This window comes from Chitinophaga hostae, from assembly GCF_018224885.1.
In the GTDB taxonomy this organism is placed as follows: domain Bacteria; phylum Bacteroidota; class Bacteroidia; order Chitinophagales; family Chitinophagaceae; genus Chitinophaga; species Chitinophaga hostae.
Window position 1 is genome coordinate 1 of sequence record NZ_JAGTXB010000010.1, and the last position, 17,104, is coordinate 17,104.

Annotated in this window: 20 protein-coding genes; 12 read left to right on the top strand and 8 right to left on the bottom strand. The window is 47.8% G+C overall.

The annotated features are described in order from the left end of the window. The first annotated feature begins 7 nt into the window (after positions 1-7). From KE626_RS19730 to KE626_RS19750, 5 genes are all read left to right on the top strand, one after another. The gene (locus KE626_RS19730; protein WP_211974660.1) at positions 8-313 is read left to right on the top strand and encodes a hypothetical protein; all 306 of its coding nucleotides are present in this window, start codon (positions 8-10) and stop codon (positions 311-313) included. Positions 314-466: 153 nt separating this feature from the next. After that, a complete protein-coding gene (locus tag KE626_RS19735; protein WP_211974661.1) occupies positions 467-1,318 on the top strand; it encodes an alpha/beta hydrolase in 852 nt (283 codons plus the stop codon). Positions 1,319-1,383: 65 nt separating this feature from the next. After that, positions 1,384-2,496: an SPFH domain-containing protein gene (locus tag KE626_RS19740; protein ID WP_211974662.1), complete on the top strand. Its 1,113-nt coding sequence runs from the start codon at positions 1,384-1,386 to the stop codon at positions 2,494-2,496. A 56-nt stretch (positions 2,497-2,552) separates the two neighbouring features. After that, a complete protein-coding gene (locus tag KE626_RS19745; protein ID WP_211974663.1) occupies positions 2,553-3,677 on the top strand; it encodes a TFIIB-type zinc ribbon-containing protein in 1,125 nt (374 codons plus the stop codon). A 239-nt stretch (positions 3,678-3,916) separates the two neighbouring features. Further along, positions 3,917-4,489 carry a DUF4142 domain-containing protein gene (locus KE626_RS19750; protein ID WP_211974664.1) on the top strand — a complete coding sequence of 191 codons (573 nt, stop codon included), beginning with the start codon at positions 3,917-3,919 and terminating at the stop codon, positions 4,487-4,489. Between the two features lie 74 nt (positions 4,490-4,563). Here KE626_RS19750 and KE626_RS19755 read toward each other — a convergent pair whose 3' ends face one another. From KE626_RS19755 to KE626_RS19790, 8 genes are all read right to left on the bottom strand, one after another. Beyond that, positions 4,564-4,971, bottom strand: a complete 408-nt coding sequence (locus KE626_RS19755) for a DUF6691 family protein (RefSeq protein ID WP_211974665.1) — start codon at positions 4,969-4,971, stop codon at positions 4,564-4,566. 1 nt (position 4,972) lies between these two features. Continuing rightward, on the bottom strand, positions 4,973-5,548 hold the full coding sequence (locus KE626_RS19760) for a YeeE/YedE family protein (RefSeq protein WP_211974666.1): 576 nt from the start codon (positions 5,546-5,548) through the stop codon (positions 4,973-4,975). Positions 5,549-5,657: 109 nt separating this feature from the next. Further along, a complete protein-coding gene (locus KE626_RS19765; protein ID WP_211974667.1) occupies positions 5,658-5,930 on the bottom strand; it encodes a GNAT family N-acetyltransferase in 273 nt (90 codons plus the stop codon). 8 nt (positions 5,931-5,938) lie between these two features. Beyond that, positions 5,939-6,196, bottom strand: coding sequence for a (4Fe-4S)-binding protein (locus KE626_RS19770; protein WP_211974668.1), 258 nt, complete (start codon positions 6,194-6,196; stop codon positions 5,939-5,941). A gap of 1 nt (position 6,197) precedes the next feature. Further along, the gene (locus KE626_RS19775; RefSeq protein ID WP_211974669.1) at positions 6,198-6,599 is read right to left on the bottom strand and encodes an OsmC family protein; all 402 of its coding nucleotides are present in this window, start codon (positions 6,597-6,599) and stop codon (positions 6,198-6,200) included. 9 nt (positions 6,600-6,608) lie between these two features. After that, positions 6,609-7,238: an alpha/beta hydrolase gene (locus KE626_RS19780; protein ID WP_211974670.1), complete on the bottom strand. Its 630-nt coding sequence runs from the start codon at positions 7,236-7,238 to the stop codon at positions 6,609-6,611. Between the two features lies 1 nt (position 7,239). After that, a complete protein-coding gene (locus KE626_RS19785; protein WP_211974671.1) occupies positions 7,240-8,178 on the bottom strand; it encodes a ring-cleaving dioxygenase in 939 nt (312 codons plus the stop codon). A gap of 105 nt (positions 8,179-8,283) precedes the next feature. Further along, entirely contained in the window at positions 8,284-8,817 is a 534-nt protein-coding gene (locus KE626_RS19790; protein ID WP_211974672.1) for a YceI family protein, read from the bottom strand. Between the two features lie 325 nt (positions 8,818-9,142). Between KE626_RS19790 and KE626_RS19795 the strand changes: the two genes are divergently transcribed. The 7 genes from KE626_RS19795 to KE626_RS19825 all read left to right on the top strand — a co-directional run bounded on the left by KE626_RS19795 (position 9,143) and on the right by KE626_RS19825 (position 17,007). Beyond that, positions 9,143-10,597 (top strand): TolC family protein, encoded by a 1,455-nt coding sequence (locus KE626_RS19795; RefSeq protein ID WP_211974673.1) that lies wholly within the window; start codon positions 9,143-9,145, stop codon positions 10,595-10,597. A gap of 13 nt (positions 10,598-10,610) precedes the next feature. Next, entirely contained in the window at positions 10,611-11,600 is a 990-nt protein-coding gene (locus KE626_RS19800) for an HlyD family secretion protein (protein WP_211974674.1), read from the top strand. Continuing rightward, positions 11,597-12,769 carry an ABC transporter permease gene (locus tag KE626_RS19805; protein ID WP_211974675.1) on the top strand — a complete coding sequence of 391 codons (1,173 nt, stop codon included), beginning with the start codon at positions 11,597-11,599 and terminating at the stop codon, positions 12,767-12,769. Before KE626_RS19800 ends, KE626_RS19805 begins: the two co-directional genes overlap by 4 nt. Next, positions 12,762-13,937 carry an ABC transporter permease gene (locus KE626_RS19810; RefSeq protein WP_211974676.1) on the top strand — a complete coding sequence of 392 codons (1,176 nt, stop codon included), beginning with the start codon at positions 12,762-12,764 and terminating at the stop codon, positions 13,935-13,937. Before KE626_RS19805 ends, KE626_RS19810 begins: the two co-directional genes overlap by 8 nt. A 3-nt stretch (positions 13,938-13,940) precedes the next feature. Further along, positions 13,941-15,305, top strand: a complete 1,365-nt coding sequence (locus tag KE626_RS19815; RefSeq protein WP_211974677.1) for an exonuclease domain-containing protein — start codon at positions 13,941-13,943, stop codon at positions 15,303-15,305. A gap of 141 nt (positions 15,306-15,446) precedes the next feature. Continuing rightward, positions 15,447-16,376: a phosphoribosylaminoimidazolesuccinocarboxamide synthase gene (locus KE626_RS19820; protein ID WP_211974678.1), complete on the top strand. Its 930-nt coding sequence runs from the start codon at positions 15,447-15,449 to the stop codon at positions 16,374-16,376. A gap of 55 nt (positions 16,377-16,431) precedes the next feature. Next, positions 16,432-17,007, top strand: coding sequence for a DcrB-related protein (locus KE626_RS19825; protein ID WP_211974679.1), 576 nt, complete (start codon positions 16,432-16,434; stop codon positions 17,005-17,007). The last annotated feature ends 97 nt before the right edge of the window (positions 17,008-17,104 follow it).

Below are 17,104 nucleotides of genomic sequence, written 5' to 3' on the forward strand. Positions count from 1 at the left end.
TTTAATTATGAAAAAATTATTTCGCAACTACATCGGAGATGTAACATTATTCCTGGCGGCTGCTATGAGTCTCCTGTTTTTTACACAATGTCACAAAGACAAGGATAAACCAACACCGGTGGGCAACAAATCTTTCCTGGTAGGGAAGAAATGGCAGGTAAAAGCAATCACCGTGAAGCCGGGTATTGATGTAGGGGAAGAAGAACCGGTGGAAGATCTTTTCTCACTCCTGGATAACTGTATAAAAGACAATTTTACCGTTTTCCAGGCAGATGGTAACGGCGTGGAAGACATCATATACCAGGCCATATAGGCTATTCTTTTACGAAATTTCATAAGCAAAGAAACCACGCGGGATCTGCATATCCTGCTGGTTATATAGGCAACACAGCTTCCTTTTTGGGAAGCTGTCCTTTTATCTGGACCTAACATTTATTACATTTGTTTTCATCACGAAATTCCGGTTATGAAACAATATGCTATCTTATTAATGATGTTAGGACTAACTACCGCAATCAGCGCACAACAGCAAACCATTCATCTCTGGCCCGGAAACGTACCCGGAGAAACCACCGCCAAACAGGCGGCGCAGGTAACAGCAGATGGCAGTAACAATGTAAAGCGCCTCACAGATGTGACTGACCCGATCCTGGAGGTATTCCCGGCGGCTGCAGGCAATAACAACGGGAATGCCGTGATTATTTGTCCTGGTGGAGGGTATAACATTTTAGCCATTAACCTCGAAGGATATGAAATTGCTGCATGGCTAAATAAACTGGGCTATACTGCCTTTGTATTGCAGTACCGGGTACCCAAAAAAGAAGCCGGCGCATTGCAGGATGCACAACGTGCCATCCGTATAGTACGCAGCCGCGCGGCAGAATGGGGCATACAACCCGGCAACATCGGTATGATGGGCTTTTCCGCCGGTGGCAGTTTGACCGCCAGGGCATCTACCCTCTATAACGTTAATGCCTATACGCCTGTTGACCGTGCCGATAGCCTGTCGGCACGCCCGGCATTTGGTGTCCTCATTTACCCCGCCTATCTCGATAAGGGAGAAAACAGGAGTCTCACCCCGGAGCTAAAGCCAGACGCCCAAACACCATCTATGTTCCTTTTTGCTACTTCCGATGATTTCTATGGCAACAGCGCCCTGGTAATAGCCGGCGCCCTACGCGATGCCAAAGCATTGGTAGAACTGCATTTTTACGCCAAAGGTGGCCATGGATACGGATTACGCACCGGTAACCCCGCAGCGGAGGTATGGCCCCCTCTCTTGGAAAAATGGCTCAAAGCAACTACCGGCAAATTATAACTTTTCATTAGTGACATTTCGAGTAAATAATTCTATACATTTGACCGACTATAAAACCTGTTACTATGGGAATTTTTGATAAACTCAGGAATGAATTTATTGACATTATTGAATGGACGGACCCGTCTGCGGATACCATTGTGTGGAAGTTTCCCCGTTACCAGAATGAAATAAAAATGAACGCCAAACTGACTGTACGCGAATCGCAGGTGGCCGTTTTTATGAATGAAGGTAAGATTGCCGATGTTTTTCAACCCGGCATGTATACACTTACTACGCAAAATATGCCTGTACTGAGTACATTACAGGGATGGAAATATGGCTTCAACAGCCCGTTCAAAGCCGACGTGTTTTTTGTGAGCATGCGGCAGTTCACCAACCAGAAATGGGGAACTAAAAACCCGGTGATGCTCCGTGATGCGGAATTCGGGCCATTAAGACTCCGCGCTTTTGGCAGCTACGCTTTCCGCGTAAAAGATGCCGGGGAGTTTCTGAAAGAAGTTGCTGCTACCAACCCGGAATTTACCGTGGAAGGTATCAACGAGCAACTGCGTAATCTCGCAGTATCCCGTGGTATGGAAGCCATTGCAGAAGCAAAGATCCCGGTACTGGACCTCGCAGCCAACTACGAAGAAGTATCCGGTTTGATCACTGGCAAAATAGGAGCGGAGTTTAATGAACTGGGACTGGAACTGACCAAATTCCTCATTGAAAATATTTCCCTGCCGCCGGAAGTAGAAGCCGCACTGGATAAACGCAGCAGTATCGGCATCGTAGGTAACCTGGGCGCATATGCGCAATTCCAGGCTGCCAATTCCATGGAGAAAGCAGCAGAAAATCCTTCCGGCGGAGGACTGGCAGCCGCGGGTTTGGGTGCCGGTATGGGCGCAGCAATGATGGGACAGGTAGGTAATATCTTCCAGAATAATAATAACCAACCGCCCAATGCCGGCGGAGGTGCGCCACCACCATTGCCAACGGCTGCACCATTTTTTGTTGCAGTAGATGGCAAACAAACAGGCCCGTTTGACCTTGACCAACTCCGTCAGCTGGCCGCCGCTGGCAGCCTCAATGCACAAACACTGGTATGGAAAACGGGCATGGCCGCTTGGTCTGCCGCATCCACCGTACCTGAACTGGTGCCGGTATTGGCAACAGTGCCACCACCATTACCATAAAGTCTAATGATCCGGCTATGCAGCATTGCTCTGTAGCCGGATCTCAAAATATTCCTATGTCTTTCGAGGAAAAAACAAGCGAAACAGTTAACTCGTTAAAATGTCAGAACTGTGGCGCTATCCTGCACTATGCGCCCGGTACCAACAGCCTGAAATGTGAATACTGCGGAACGGTGAATCAGATTGAAAATGAATCACTGCCTGCCGCTATAAGAGCCGTCAGCTACGACAGCTTTATCGCCGAACAGCAAAGCCATACTGAAGCTACCCAGGAAGCGGTGGTTGTTAAATGTGTGGGCTGCGGCGCTTCCACCACCATGTTGCCTAATGTAACCGCCGATTCCTGCCCGTTTTGCGCTTCGCCACTTGTAGTCGACACTGCCCAAACCACCAGGATTCTCCAGCCGCACTATGTATTGCCCTTCGTTGTAAAAGACAATGAAGCAGTACAGTATTTTCGGAACTGGATGAGTAAACTCTGGTTTGCCCCGTCCGATATGGTGAAGAAGGTGAAAGACGGCTCCTCCCAGCAGCTGAAAGGAGTTTACATTCCCCACTGGAGCTACGATACAGACACCGATACAGAATATACCGGGCAACGGGGTGAATATTATTATACCACCGAAACCTATACGGAAGAAGTAAATGGTAAAACGGAAACCCGCACCAGGCAGGTAAGACATACCGCATGGTACCCAACTTCCGGACGCGTCAGCAACACCTTCCGCGATGTACTGGTTTCTGCCAGTCCCTCCTTGCCGCTTAAAATGGCGGAGATACTGGAACCCTGGTTATTGGATCAACTCAAAAAATATGATGGCCGTTATCTCAGCGGCTTCCGTGCAGAGCTGTATCAAACCAATGCGGAACAGGCGCTGGTAGTGGCTAAGAGAAGAATGGATCCGGTCATCCGCGGCGAAATATGCGACGACATAGGCGGAGATGAACAAAGCATCGACAGTTATGATGTGGAATATGACAATCTCGGTTTAAAATACCTGTTACTGCCTGTATGGATCAGTGCGTATCGCTATAACGGGAAGCTGTACCATTTTGTGGTGAATGCCTGCACCGGTGAAGTAACCGGCGACCGGCCATACAGCTGGTTCAAAATTGTGGGCCTCATCCTGGTGATCATCCTGGCGATTGTGGTTATCTATTCACTTTCTCAGTCTAAATAAAAACATTATTGTTTCAAATAGCTGGTTACCCGGTTTTCTTTGCAGGAAAACCAGGTAACCATTTTTTTTGCGCGCTATGGGGAAAACCATCTACAGCATTTTGAGCCTGCTATTGTCTCGGTGGGTGTTTGAAACCAGCTGTGGTAAAGGATTTAGCACTGCATCTGCTTCCGGGTACCGTTTTTGCCAAATGTAATGCGTAAACATGCACAGCGATTACAAACCCAAAACAATACACAATGAAGAAGCTCGTAATCTTATCAGCAACAGTCTTAGCCGTATGGATGACACCATCCTGCGGTAATAATGCGAAGAACGCGCAATCTGAAAAACCGGTAGACAGCGCGCAGGATATCAATGAAACAGTAAAGCCGGTAGATGAAAAGTCTTCTCAGTTTGCGGTAGATGCAGCCAACGGTGGTATGATGGAAGTAGCGATGGGTAAACTGGCACAGGAAAAAGCCCAGAATGAAAGAGTAAAGGCATTTGGTACTATGATGGTCAATGATCATTCTAAGGCAGGAGACGAGTTGAAGGCACTGGCAGAAAAGAAAGGCATTACGCTGCCTGCAGAGTTGTCGACAGAAGAAAAAAAGCATATCGATGATCTGGCTAAGAAAACCGGGAAAGACTTCGATAAGTCATACATCGACATGATGGTGGATGATCATGATAAAGATGTAAAGGAATTTGAAAAAGCATCCGATAATGTAACAGATGAAGATCTGAAGACATGGGCAAGAAATACATTGCCTACTTTGAAAGCCCACCAGGATTCTGCGAAGGCGATTAAAGACGGGTGGAAAAAATAATATAATATCATTTCAGTGAATCTCGCAGAATGCAGGTAAAAGCTTCAAGGGTCATCTCCTTGGAGCTTTTCTGATTAAGGGAGCCTCGATTTCAGCGCGCCAAATACCCAGGTGCCTGCAATAGCACTAAGCAAAGTAATGGCTACCACCGTGAAACCGGTGCCGATCTGCGCAAAGAGCGGACCAGGGCAGGCGCCTGTAATAGCCCATCCTATACCGAATATCAGCCCGCCGATAATCTGTCCTTTGCTGAATCTTTTAGGCGCCACCGCAATTGGATCGCCTCCGATCGTTTTAATATTAAAGCGCTTTATCAGCTGTAGTGAAATAATGCCTGTCACCACCGCCGTACCAATTACACCGTACATGTGAAAAGAGGTAAGCTGAAACATTTCCTGTATCCGGAACCAACTGATCACCTGTGCCTTCACCAGCACCATCCCAAAGAAAACGCCTGCTACCAGGTATTTGATGTTCTTCATATTAATTAAACCATTTAAAGAGATGAGGGATCAGGATATTGGCGCTGAAAAATCCACCTGCCATAAAACAAATGGTGGCTACAAGCGAAGGCCATTGCAGGTTAGACAAGCCCATGATGGAGTGCCCGGAAGTACATCCGCCCGCATACCGGGTACCGAAACCAACGAGAAAACCACCTCCAATAAAAAATATAAGTCCTTTCCAGGTAAACAGGTTGCCCCAGCTGAATATTTCCGGCGGAAGCAAAGCACGGTAGTCATGTACGCCGTAAGCTGCCAGCCGCTGCTGCGTGGCGGCAGCTACCTGTATGTCCTGCCCGTCCTGCAGGTAATGACCCGCAAGGAAACCACCCAATGCAATACCCGCCACAAAAAAGAGGTTCCAGGACTCTTTTTTCCAGTCGTATTTGAAAAAGGAAATATCGGCCGGAAAACAGGCGGCGCAGATATGCCGCAGCGAAGAGGAAATACCAAAGGCTTTATTACCCAGGATCAGCAACAAAGGCACTGTAAGCCCTATCAGTAACCCGGATACAGACCAGTGCCAGGGCTGCTGGATGAATTTTAAGAATTGCATGGAGAAGAAACATTTCGGTGAAATTACGGATTACGAAAGAATTACGGATTTATCCGGAGATCATCGCGTTTACCATCTCCGGATAAATTCGTAATTCTTTCGTAATTCTTTACAACAAATCATTATACTCAGGATGCCTTTTCATATAGGCATTTACGTAAGGGCAATATGGTTTTACCTTCAAATGATTTTCCCTGGCGTATTCCAGCACATATTTTGCCAGCTGGCCTGCAATGCCTTTGCCTTCCAGCTCCGGCGGCACCTCCGTATGTATGAAGGCAATGCCCCCGGGAAACAGCGTGTAGGCAATCAGGGCAGTATGCCCGTCGACGATGGTTTCAAACTGGTGCTTGGCGGTATTGTTCTGAATAGTAAGTTCCATATAGTATATTATAATTTTTTCGGTTCCACATCGCCTTCAGCGGCTACATCTGCATTCATAAAGAAAGTCAGCGCGCCCGAAGGGCACCGTTTTACCTGTGATACAATTTGTTCGGTAGTAGCTGCTTCTGCATTGATCCAGGGTTTCTGGTTTGGATTAAACACCGCCGGAAGACCGTGGAAACAAACCTCCGAATGGATGCACACATTGGGCTTCCATACAATCGTCACTTCTCCGTTGGTGTAATGCCGGGTAATGTCTTCCATGTTAAACTGCTTTTGTATTCATAGTAATCGGATTACTCAAAACCTTATGAACAGGGCAGGACTGTGCAATCTGTATCAATCTTGCCTGCTGCTCTGTTGTGAGGTCGCCTCTCAGCTGAATCTCCATATCTATCACGGTGGTGAGTGGATCCGGTTTGGCCGCACTGTTGAAGCGCACCTCGATGGAGATATCTTCCAATGGCCATTTTTTCCTGTTCGCATACATCTTCACCGTGATGGCTGTACAGGCGCCCAGGCTGCTGAGTAGTAATTCTCCCGGTTGAGGGCCTGTATCATCGCCTCCTGCTTCCTCGGGCTCGTCTGCCAGCCAGCGATGATCCCTGGCATCGATGGATACCTGGTAGGGATGCCCGGATAAACTTAGTCTTACTTCCTGGTCCATGTGTTCTTTTTAGTGAAAATTAGTTGCCAGCCAGGTGGCTGCTAAAGTAATATCCTGCTGTGCCAGGTTATGACCAGTATTGATATCATAACTACTCACCTTAAAACCGTTGGCACTTAGCAATGTGGCATAAGCCGCGGTGGCAGACGGATTCACGGTACCATCCCGGGTGCCTGAACTCATAAACACCGGCTGCTGCCGTTGTGTTTCAAAAGAATCCTCCAACCCGCTCAGTGGCTGCATAGGGCGGAACAGTACCGCTCCGGCCAGTAGCTCCGGGTATAGTATCAGCGCGGCGCCTGCAATGTTGGCGCCGTTTGAATATCCTACTGCAATCAGTTTATTGATATCAAAACCTGCTGATGTTGCCAACGTTTTCAGGAAATGTACCATCTCGTGTGTTCTGAAATGAACATCAGCCTCATCAAATACGCCCATGCCTACACGCCGGAAAAACCGCGGCATGCCATGCTCTTCCACATTGCCTCTCAGGCTGAGTATATTGTATCCCTTTCCGAGGGCTCCGGCCAATGGCAACAAATCACGCTCATCACCACCAGTGCCATGCAGCAACAGCAGCGTATAAGCGGCGCCGTTACCAGCAGACTGGTATACATACTCCATCGGTTTAAAATCCATATCAGTCCAGTTTAATCAGTTTTTTTACAATCTCTTCGCGTTGCGACTCATACTGAGCCGGCAACATCAGGTGGGTGCCCAGCTCCGCTGCAGGTTCATCTACCGTGAATCCCGGAGTGTCCGTAGCCAGCTCAAATAAAACGCCGCCCGGTTCCCGGAAATAAACGGAACGGAAATATTTGCGGTCCAGTTGCGGGGTAGCATTTAACCCACGCGCTTCCAATAACTCCCGGTAATGCATTTGCATCGCATCATCTTTCATCCGGAAGGCAATATGATGCACACTGCCGCCTGCAACATGGCCCCGTGGCTCACCCTTGGCTTCCACCAGGTCAATATAGTTGGCTGTTTCACCGGCAGGACTGGCAAAGCGGTAACGGTTGGTATGATTTTTTTCGAGTTGATAACCAAACACCGATACCAGTAAATCGGCAGTGGGTTGTATATCTTCCAATGTCAGCGTTACATGGTGAAAACCGCGGGTGGCATTTTCTTCCTGTACTTCACCGGTCTCCCAGGGCTGCCTGGGATCCGGCTTTTCCGGGACTGTCAGTTCAACTTTCAGTCCATCCGGATCTAAAAAAGTCAGGTATATTTCCCCGAATTTGGAAGAAGGCTTGTTGTAGATAATATTCTCTTTCTCCAGCCTTTTTAACCAGAAATCAATACTGCCCTCAGGAATAGCATAGCCTATTTCCGTAGCCATATGTGTTCCCCTTCGTCCGGCCGAGATATCCTCCCATGGGAAAAAAGTAAGGATGGTACCCGGTGTGCCCGTTTCATCACCATAATAAAAATGATAGGTATGCGGGTCGTCAAAGTTGACAGTCTTTTTTACAAACCGTAAACCCATTACCCGGGTATAAAAATCATAGTTCTTTTTAGCGTTGCCGGAAATAGCCGTGATATGATGAAGGCCGGTTATTGCATTTTCACTCATAAGATTTTTTTTAAGCTGCTAGCTATTAGCCTTTAAGAAATGCAGCGAAGATGATCATTTGTTGGTCTTCGCTGCATTTCCTGAAAGCTGCCAGCTGGTAGCTGTTTATTTCTTAATCAACTGCACCTCGCAGTATATCTTCACATCGTCGCCCACAAGCACACCGCCCGTTTCCGTAGCAGCACTCCAGTTCAGCCCAAAGTCTTTACGGTTAATTTTGCCATTAATGGTAAAACCCGCTTTGGTATTGCCCCAGGGATCTTTTACTACACCGCCGAATTCCACTGCCAGCTTAATGTTTTTGGTGACGTCCCTTATCGTCAGATCGCCATACAATTCATAGGAACCGTCGTTGTCAACATTTTCGTATTTGGTGGCAACGAACACGATATTCCGGTATTTGTTTACATCGAAGAAATCCGGAGAACGGAGATGCTTGTCCCTGTCATCACTGCCCGTGGAAATGGAATCAACGTCAATGGTGGTCTTTACCTTCGCTGTCATGAAATCTTCTTCTTCCGTTTCTGCTTCCACCGAGAAGTTGTGGAATTTACCATTGATATTGGTGATCATCAGGTGACGGATCTTAAATCCGAGTTCACTATGACTGCCGTCTACTACCCATTGTTGTTTTGCCATGATTGATTGTGGTTTTAAAATGATTCAAAGAATTTTTTTATCGCTGCGGAAACCGCTGCAGGGCTATATGCTAACAAGAATGAATACTGATTGTTCAAACTTATTCTAACACAAATGTCGGGAGATAACACGAGGGTGAAAATGGACCAAATAAACTAATTGATGTACTATTTTTTATCGCGGTTAAAGATACTGATTTTGAAGGTAAGCGGTTCGTTATCAAATTATGTATAATTTTTTTCAAATACTTCAAACATTATTCATGAAATATTGTTTTGAGGTGTTAAGGTCATTTGAGCGACCTGCCTGATGAAAAGAAAACCGTATGAGATATTACTTGTTTCTGATACAGTTACTGACCGTTGTTTGTGCACGGGCCCAGCAAAACGCGCAGCAGCTGACTTTAAAGGAATGTTACCAACTGGCAAAACAGGGCAATACCCTGGTGCAACAGGCACAGCGATCGCTGGAGTCCCGGCAGTATTCACTACAGGCGGAGAACCGTTCTTACTACCCCAAAGTAGATCTCCTCGCAGGTTATAATTACCTCGGCAAACCATTGGAAATTAACCTGCAACAGGTGAAAGACGGGGTGGTGAATGGCTCCTCCACACAAAGCGTAAATACAGCCAATACCGTATACCAGCAAATTACGGGACAACCCCTTCCTCAAAACGTGAAGGATGTGATCTATAATGCCACGAAAGGGATCATCAATACTTTTTACCCGGACTACAACCCGGAACTTTCCAAACAATCTTATTTTACCGCCGCTCTGGCGCTCAGGCAGCCAATATATCTCGGTGGAAAGATCTCCGCCGCCCAGCAATTGGCGAAAACCCAGGTGGCCGCAGGAGAATTTAACCAGCAGGTAGTGGAGAAAGGACTGTTTTTCGCTATCAGCGCCCAATATCTCCGGATCCTTTATCTCAATACCATCATTGCACACGAAGAAGTGATCGTGGAATCGTTTAAAAAGAACCGCGATTATGCGACCTCTCTGAAAGATAACCAGATCTTGCCCCCATATCTGCTGAACTGGGCCAGGGTAGCTTATGTTCAGGCCACTAACCGCTACAGCAATCTTACCCTGGAAAAAGAAAATGCGCTATTGGAGTTAAATAACCTCCTGGGACAGCCCATAGAAACACCCATCTTTATCGATGACACGCTGCAATACGAATTGAAGCAACTCACCGTATCCGGAGAGCTGCAACAGCTGCAGAATAATCCCACCTACCGGCTGGTGGAAAATAAAACGGATCTTGCCAATGTAGCCGTGAAAGCCGCCCGCTCCCTGGCATTGCCCAATATATTCGCCATCGGCAGCCTTAATCTTTATCAGAAAGACCTGCCCGTTACGATACCACCATGGCTGATTGGCGTGGAAATGCAATGGAACCTGTTCGATGGCTTTCAGAAATATAAACGCACCAAAGCCACAAAGATGCTGGTGGAAGAAGCCCGCCTGGCTGCCGTCAATACCAAAAGCAACCTGGAACTGCGACTGCGTATATCCATGAACAAAATGAAGGCGCTGCAAAACGACGTGGCATCTCTCGATAGTGCCAGGCAGCAGGCCCGCTTAACTACCACCCTGGTAACAGACCGCATGCAAAATCAACTGTCTTCCGTAAAAGATGTAAATGATGCACTGCTCCAGGAAGAAGAAATGCAGAAGATCTACTATACCGCCGTGATGGGCTATTACCTGGGATTGGCAGAATACTGGAATGTTGTTGGTACACCGGAACAATTTGCTACTTACGTTGACAGATAAACAGATATCATTCATGAGAGCTATATTTAAAAATTACTGGGCGCTGCTGATCCCCCTTGTTATATTGATCATCGCACTGATTTTTTTTGTGAAGAAGCCCGCTGCAACTGATAAATCAGCCATAGGCATGGTAGATGCGGACTACGTGGATGTGGCAGCCGAATTTCCCGGCCGGCTGGACAGCCTCCTGGTAAAACAGGGCGACACCGTTCGCCGGGGACAGCTGCTCGGGGTACTCCGCTCCACCGAAATCAATGCTATCCGCAACCAGGCGCAGGCCGCCATCGATGCTGCACAGGCACAGCTTACGCTGCTGCAGAAAGGTGCCCGGCCGGAAGCTATCAAAGCCGCCGACAACCTGTACAACATCACCCAACATCAGTATGAGCTGATGCAGAAAACCTATCAGCGCATGCAAAATCTTTTCAATGACGATGTTATTTCCGGGCAGGAAAAAGACCTCGTATATTTTAAACTGCAGGCAGCCAAAAAAGAAATGGAAACCGCCAAACTGAACATGGACATGCTTCAGCAGGGCACCAGGCCTGAACTTATCACCACCGCCGCCGCCATTGTACGCCAGGCGGAACAGGGATATGAGCTGACCAAAGCCTTATCAGATAATACTTATATCCACGCACCGTCCGACGGGATCATTACCTCCATGGTAATAGAAGAAGGCGAAATTGTAGCCATCGGTTATCCGTTGATGACCATTCAAAAGCCGGCTACTTATCACATCACCTATAATATCCGGCAGGATGATATGAAAGATTTTCCGTTGGGTACCCGCTTTCAAATGCGCGTACCCGGTTGTGATCCGGAAAGCTTTGAGGCGGAAGTATCCAAAGTATCCCCGTCTCTCACCTTCGCCAACTGGGTACCGGTAAAAGAACAGGGCAAGTTTGAACTGCGCACTTTTACGGTAGACCTGAAACCTGTAAACCAGGCCGGCATCAGGGGATTACGCCCGGGCATGACGGCTTCTATGACCCTGCCATGATGCTGCGTTCTATTATTAATATCACCATCCGGGAATGGAAGCGTATACTCACGCTTCCCGAGCATTGCATTGTATTGCTCCTGTTGCCGCCACTGGTCTGCTTTTTATATGGATACATCTATCACAAGCAATTTGCCAGGGAGCTGCCGGTAGCCATCTGGGATGAGTCCAATTCGCCGCTGTCGCGCAAATTCACGTTCATGCTCGAGCAAACGGAAAGTATCCATATCACACAGCAGATCCATAACGAAGCGACTATCGAGCAACTGATGCAGCGGGGCGTGATCCAGGGCGCGATTCATTTTCCTGCCCGGATGGACGATCATATCAAAAGCAGGCAACCCATATATGTTACGTTGTATACCAACACCGCCGCAGTAGTAACCGGAAAACTGATCTATAAAGATGCCGCCAAAGTATTGATAACCGCCGGCTCGGGAGTCATTCTGCAAAAGCTCATGAAAACAGGTATGCCCCAGGGCAAGGCCATGGCGCTGGTGCAGCCCATCAGGTTAACATCTTACCTGTTGTATAATCCCCAGTTCAGCTACCTCCAATACCTGGTACCCGGACTTATTGCGGTAGCCCTTCAAATGATGGTGATCATGGTTACGGTGCTGGCGCTCAACCTGGAAGCGCAACGGGGTACATTGCCGGAACTCACCGTGATGGCCAACGGATCCGCCTCCAGTGTGTTGCTGGGAAAGGGGCTGGCACACCTGAGCGTTGGCTGGTTGCATTATATCCTGGTAACAGCTATCGTGTATCCTGTTTTTGCCGGGGGCAGGATGGGAGGGTCCTGGGCGCTCTTTACCCTCTTTACCCTGCTGATCATGGGATGTATCTCAATTGGATTTATGGTGTCCGCCATTGTAAGCGATGTGATGGTGGCCTGCGATCTGGGGCTGTTCTATACTTCCCCGGCATTTGTTTTCAGTGGTTTTACTTTTCCGCGCTGGGCAATGCCCTGGTACGATCAGTACTATGCCTGGCTGATGCCTTTTACACCCTTCCTGGATGGCTTTTTTAAAGTGTACTTTATGGAATTGCCATTGCATTATGTGTATAAGGAAACAGGACAGCTGCTGATTTATATAGTGATCACTTTTCCGTTGGCGTTGTTTTTCCTGCAGCGTAGAATGAATAAACTTAAACTACAGCATGCCTGATTTTTTTCGTCATATCACCCGCCTGTTTCTCCGGGAAGCGAAGCTGGTAGTCCAGGACCACAGCCTGCTGCTTACCTTGCTGATAGCGCCACTCCTGTATGCTTTTTTCTACGGTAGTATATATAGTTATAAGGTAGAAGAAAAAGTGTTACTGGCTGTTGCCGACGACGATAAGAGCGAGTTGTCCCGGACTTTCCTGCAGCAGCTCTCCAAAATGCAGATCGTGGAAGTAGTGGGGGCCCGGGATCTGAAGGATGCGCAGGAGAAGATGTACTACGGAACCTGCCAGGGATACCTCTATATTCCGGGCGGAGTACAGAAGAAAGTACTGGCCCTGCAACAGGGAGATATAGTGCTGGCCGTGAATGCAGCCCGCTTCCTGCCGTCCAGCGAATTGGCCGGCGCTATTACCACGCTGGCGCTCACGGTAGGAGCAGGGGTACGTTTGAAATACAATGAAATGAAAGGGCTTAATTCACAGATGGCCATGCGGGAAACTCAACCGGTAAACCTCGACTACCGGCCTATGTACAATACCCGCTCGAGCTATGGGGCCTTTCTGTTGCCAGGCTTGCTGGCACTCATTCTGCAGCAAACGCTGCTGATCGGTTTGGCGGAAAGTATGGCACTTGATAAGCAAAAGAAAAATGTGCCCGAGATGCTGCATATGGGAGGGGGAAGTCTGTCGGCCACCCTCTGGGGGAAGGGACTCTTTTACCTGGTGCTGTTCCTGTGTTATGCGTTCTTCTTTTTGACGGTAAATTATTCCACACTGGATATCCCATTCCGTGGTCACGCATTTGACGTGGCGGTAGCATTTATCATCTTCTTTTTTACCCTTATCCCGCTGGGGATATGGTTGGGTACCCTGTTTCCCAGCCAGCTGATGGCTGCCCAGATGATGGTGTTTTCCACTTACCCGGTTTTTTTGATTGCAGGCTATGCCTGGCCGTATGAATCGTTGCCGGTACCGCTGCAGTGGTTGTCGTCGATGGTGCCTACCACGCCCTTCCTCCGGGTGTACCAGTCAGTAGTGCAAACCGGCGCTACGCTGGCTGATAATGTCCCGTCTGTGCTGCATTTACTGGCGTTGACCGCTTTTTATATGTTGCTGGCGCTGCTCGGATTAAGACGTTTGAATAAGCAACAACAATCCCTATCTTTGTAACGGATGTATGCAATTGTAGATATTGAAACAACAGGCGGCCATGCCAGCGCAAATGGTATTACGGAAATCGCCGTGTTCTTGTATGACGGGAAGGAAATCACGCAGCATTACCAGACTTTGGTAAACCCCGGTATCCCCATTCCTTATTACATAGAATCATTAACGGGCATCAGTAACAGTATGGTGGCCGAAGCACCTCCTTTTGAGGCTATCGCGCCGTTGTTGTATGATTTGCTGAAAGACAGGATCTTTGTGGCCCACAACGTAAACTTCGATTACTCTTTTATAAAGCACCAACTGGGTAATGCAGGCTACGACCTGCAATGCAAAAAGTTGTGTACGGTAAGACTGGGACGCAAAATATTCCCCGGTCTGAGATCGTACAGCCTTGGTAATATCTGCCGGCACTTTAGTATCCCGGTGAATGGCCGTCACCGGGCGGGAGGAGACGCCGAAGCCACCACGCACCTTTTTGGGCTGATGCTGGCCAACGACAAAGAAAAGGTGATTGCCGCCGCCCTGAAGGTAGGATCGAAAGAACAGTTCCTGCCGCCTAACCTGCCGCCGGAACAGGTGAAATCACTGCCGGAACTCCCGGGAGTATATTACTTCCATGATCATAAAGGAAAGATTGTATATGTAGGCAAGGCCAAAGACCTGAAGAAGCGTGTTAACAGCCACTTTACCGGGCATAGCACCAGTCGCCAGCGCCAGAACTTTCTTCGTACCATTCATAGCATCACCCACCAGGAAACAGCCACAGAACTGATGGCCTGTATATTAGAGTCGGTGGAGATAAAACGTCTGTGGCCTATTTTCAACTACGCCCAGAAAAGGGTGGAGTTCAGATACGGGTTTTACCTGTTTGAAGACCAGCAGGGCTATCTGCGGCTGGCCATCGAAAAGAAACGTAAATATTCCCACCCGGTACACAGCTTTAACCTGTTGATAGATGGACACCGGCTGCTGCGCTCCCTCATAAAGGAATTTGAACTATGCCCCAAACTGTGCTTCCTGCAAAAGGGGAACGGCACCTGCGCCGGCATTACCGCGGCTACCTGTAAGGGAGCCTGTGAGAAAGCAGAACCGCCGGCTTCCTATAATGAAAGAATGCTGGCTGCCGTCGCTTTCCTGCAGGAACAACAGCCTTCGGTAATTATTATCGACAAGGGCCGCAACAGCAGCGAAAAAAGCTGTATCCTGATGGAAAAGGGCCGCTTTTATGGAATGGGATACGTTCCCGCAGAGGTGAACACTACAGCAGCAGAACATTTCAGGGAATACCTGACCCAATACGCCGAAAATGAGGTGATCATCAGCCTGCTTCGGCCGTATGCCGGCAACAGCAGGCAATTGGCGGGTATGTAACAACATCCGCTCTGCAAACATTATCCCTTTGGCCGGGGTTCAGAAAAAAAATGAGGTAATCGCAGAAAATAACTGATTCCTGATTACTTTTGCAACTTGTAATACCGGTTTTCATCTTTAATTATTAATATTTTTTTATTCATGTTAGAGTCAAGTTTCAAATTGCCAGGTCAAACTGCCTTTTACAAAGGAAAAGTACGCGATGTTTACACCATTGAAGACAGGCTGATGGCAATGGTAGTAAGTGATCGTATCTCTGCATTTGATGTAGTATTGCCCCGCCCGATTCCATTTAAAGGTCAGGTACTGAACCAGGTGGCCGCCATTATGCTGGAAGCAACAAAGGACATCGTTCCTAACTGGGTAAAAACAACACCACTGCCTAATGTAACGATTGGCTTGAAATGCGAAACTTTCCCCGTGGAAATGGTGGTACGTGGTAACCTCACCGGCCATGCCTGGAGAACTTACAAATCCGGTCAGCGTGTACTATGCGGCGTTACTATGCCGGAAGGACTGAAGGAAAATGACTTCTTCCCCACACCAATTATTACACCTACTACCAAAGCCCACGAAGGCCATGACGAGGATATTTCCCGTGAAGAAATCATCGCGCAGGGACTGGTGAGCAAAGAAGATTACGAGCAACTGGAAAAATATACCCTTGCTTTATTTGAAAGAGGTAAGGAAATGGCTGCAAAACGTGGACTGATCCTGGTTGATACCAAATATGAATTCGGTAAAATTGGCGATACCATCTACGTAATTGATGAAATTCATACACCTGATTCTTCCCGTTACTTCTATGCAGAAGGCTACGAAGAAAATCAGAAAAGTGGTACTCAGCAGAAACAGCTCAGTAAAGAGTTTGTTCGCGAATGGCTGATGGCAAACGGTTTCCAGGGTAAAGACGGGCAGCAGGTTCCTGAAATGACAGACGAATTTGTAAGCAGCGTAAGCGAACGTTACATTGAACTGTTTGAAAATATTACCGGTCAAAAATTTGTGAAGGAAGAAGTAGCGGCTGCGGATGCAGAATCCAGAATAATAGCTGCACTTAAAAGCTTATAATCATTTTAATCGCCCCGGCGCCAATACCGGGGCGGTTTTTATCCCTTAGTGCACGATGAAAGTACAATTAATTTCCGCGGCAATTTGTTTGTTAGGCTTCGCCGCGTGTAACAATGCTTCTAAATCCCCCAAAGAATTAAGCAGCGCTGAAATACTGGAACAGGTAGGGAAAGCTCCCGGAATGAACGCCGGAAACGGCACCTTTACCGTTCAAACACCCGAAGGCTGGAGCCGAAAGGATACCGTGATCAGCCGGGTAGAATATACCTTTATGATGGCCCCCGTACAGCAAGGCAGCGCGTTTCAGGCAAACGTAAACGTAATTACCCAGGAACTGAAAAGTGGATCTTCGTTAGATAAATACATGGAGGCCACCCAACAGGAAATGCAAAACTATTTCGACAGCTACAAAAAGCTCGAAGATGGAGAACGCACGGTAACAGACGTAAAAGCCAAATGGTTGAAGTGCGGCTACGTGCACCGCGAAACCGGAACCAAACTTAATATACTCGTGACCGTGCTGGTGAAAAATAATATCGCCTACGCCATCACGCTGACAACACTTGCCGATGACCTTGAGAAATATACACCTGCGCTGGAAGAAATACTAAATACCTTCAAAGCAAAGTAGGATATACATAAAAATTTTATGGAGAAGACCGGGGCAGATATACTTATCCACCCCGGTCTTCTCCATAATAGCTATATGGGCTGAATCCCTTATTTTT

Excerpts from the sequence above, each read along its gene's own strand:
- KE626_RS19730 (WP_211974660.1), top strand. The coding sequence starts at position 8 with ATGAAAAAATTATTTCGCAACTACATCGGAGATGTAACATTATTCCTG.
- KE626_RS19735 (WP_211974661.1), top strand. The coding sequence starts at position 467 with ATGAAACAATATGCTATCTTATTAATGATGTTAGGACTAACTACCGCA.
- KE626_RS19740 (WP_211974662.1), top strand. The coding sequence starts at position 1,384 with ATGGGAATTTTTGATAAACTCAGGAATGAATTTATTGACATTATTGAA.
- KE626_RS19745 (WP_211974663.1), top strand. The coding sequence starts at position 2,553 with ATGTCTTTCGAGGAAAAAACAAGCGAAACAGTTAACTCGTTAAAATGT.
- KE626_RS19750 (WP_211974664.1), top strand. The coding sequence starts at position 3,917 with ATGAAGAAGCTCGTAATCTTATCAGCAACAGTCTTAGCCGTATGGATG.
- KE626_RS19755 (WP_211974665.1), bottom strand. The coding sequence starts at position 4,971 with ATGAAGAACATCAAATACCTGGTAGCAGGCGTTTTCTTTGGGATGGTG.
- KE626_RS19760 (WP_211974666.1), bottom strand. The coding sequence starts at position 5,548 with ATGCAATTCTTAAAATTCATCCAGCAGCCCTGGCACTGGTCTGTATCC.
- KE626_RS19765 (WP_211974667.1), bottom strand. The coding sequence starts at position 5,930 with ATGGAACTTACTATTCAGAACAATACCGCCAAGCACCAGTTTGAAACC.
- KE626_RS19770 (WP_211974668.1), bottom strand. The coding sequence starts at position 6,196 with ATGGAAGACATTACCCGGCATTACACCAACGGAGAAGTGACGATTGTA.
- KE626_RS19775 (WP_211974669.1), bottom strand. The coding sequence starts at position 6,599 with ATGGACCAGGAAGTAAGACTAAGTTTATCCGGGCATCCCTACCAGGTA.
- KE626_RS19780 (WP_211974670.1), bottom strand. The coding sequence starts at position 7,238 with ATGGATTTTAAACCGATGGAGTATGTATACCAGTCTGCTGGTAACGGC.
- KE626_RS19785 (WP_211974671.1), bottom strand. The coding sequence starts at position 8,178 with ATGAGTGAAAATGCAATAACCGGCCTTCATCATATCACGGCTATTTCC.
- KE626_RS19790 (WP_211974672.1), bottom strand. The coding sequence starts at position 8,817 with ATGGCAAAACAACAATGGGTAGTAGACGGCAGTCATAGTGAACTCGGA.
- KE626_RS19795 (WP_211974673.1), top strand. The coding sequence starts at position 9,143 with ATGAGATATTACTTGTTTCTGATACAGTTACTGACCGTTGTTTGTGCA.
- KE626_RS19800 (WP_211974674.1), top strand. The coding sequence starts at position 10,611 with ATGAGAGCTATATTTAAAAATTACTGGGCGCTGCTGATCCCCCTTGTT.
- KE626_RS19805 (WP_211974675.1), top strand. The coding sequence starts at position 11,597 with ATGATGCTGCGTTCTATTATTAATATCACCATCCGGGAATGGAAGCGT.
- KE626_RS19810 (WP_211974676.1), top strand. The coding sequence starts at position 12,762 with ATGCCTGATTTTTTTCGTCATATCACCCGCCTGTTTCTCCGGGAAGCG.
- KE626_RS19815 (WP_211974677.1), top strand. The coding sequence starts at position 13,941 with ATGTATGCAATTGTAGATATTGAAACAACAGGCGGCCATGCCAGCGCA.
- KE626_RS19820 (WP_211974678.1), top strand. The coding sequence starts at position 15,447 with ATGTTAGAGTCAAGTTTCAAATTGCCAGGTCAAACTGCCTTTTACAAA.
- KE626_RS19825 (WP_211974679.1), top strand. The coding sequence starts at position 16,432 with ATGAAAGTACAATTAATTTCCGCGGCAATTTGTTTGTTAGGCTTCGCC.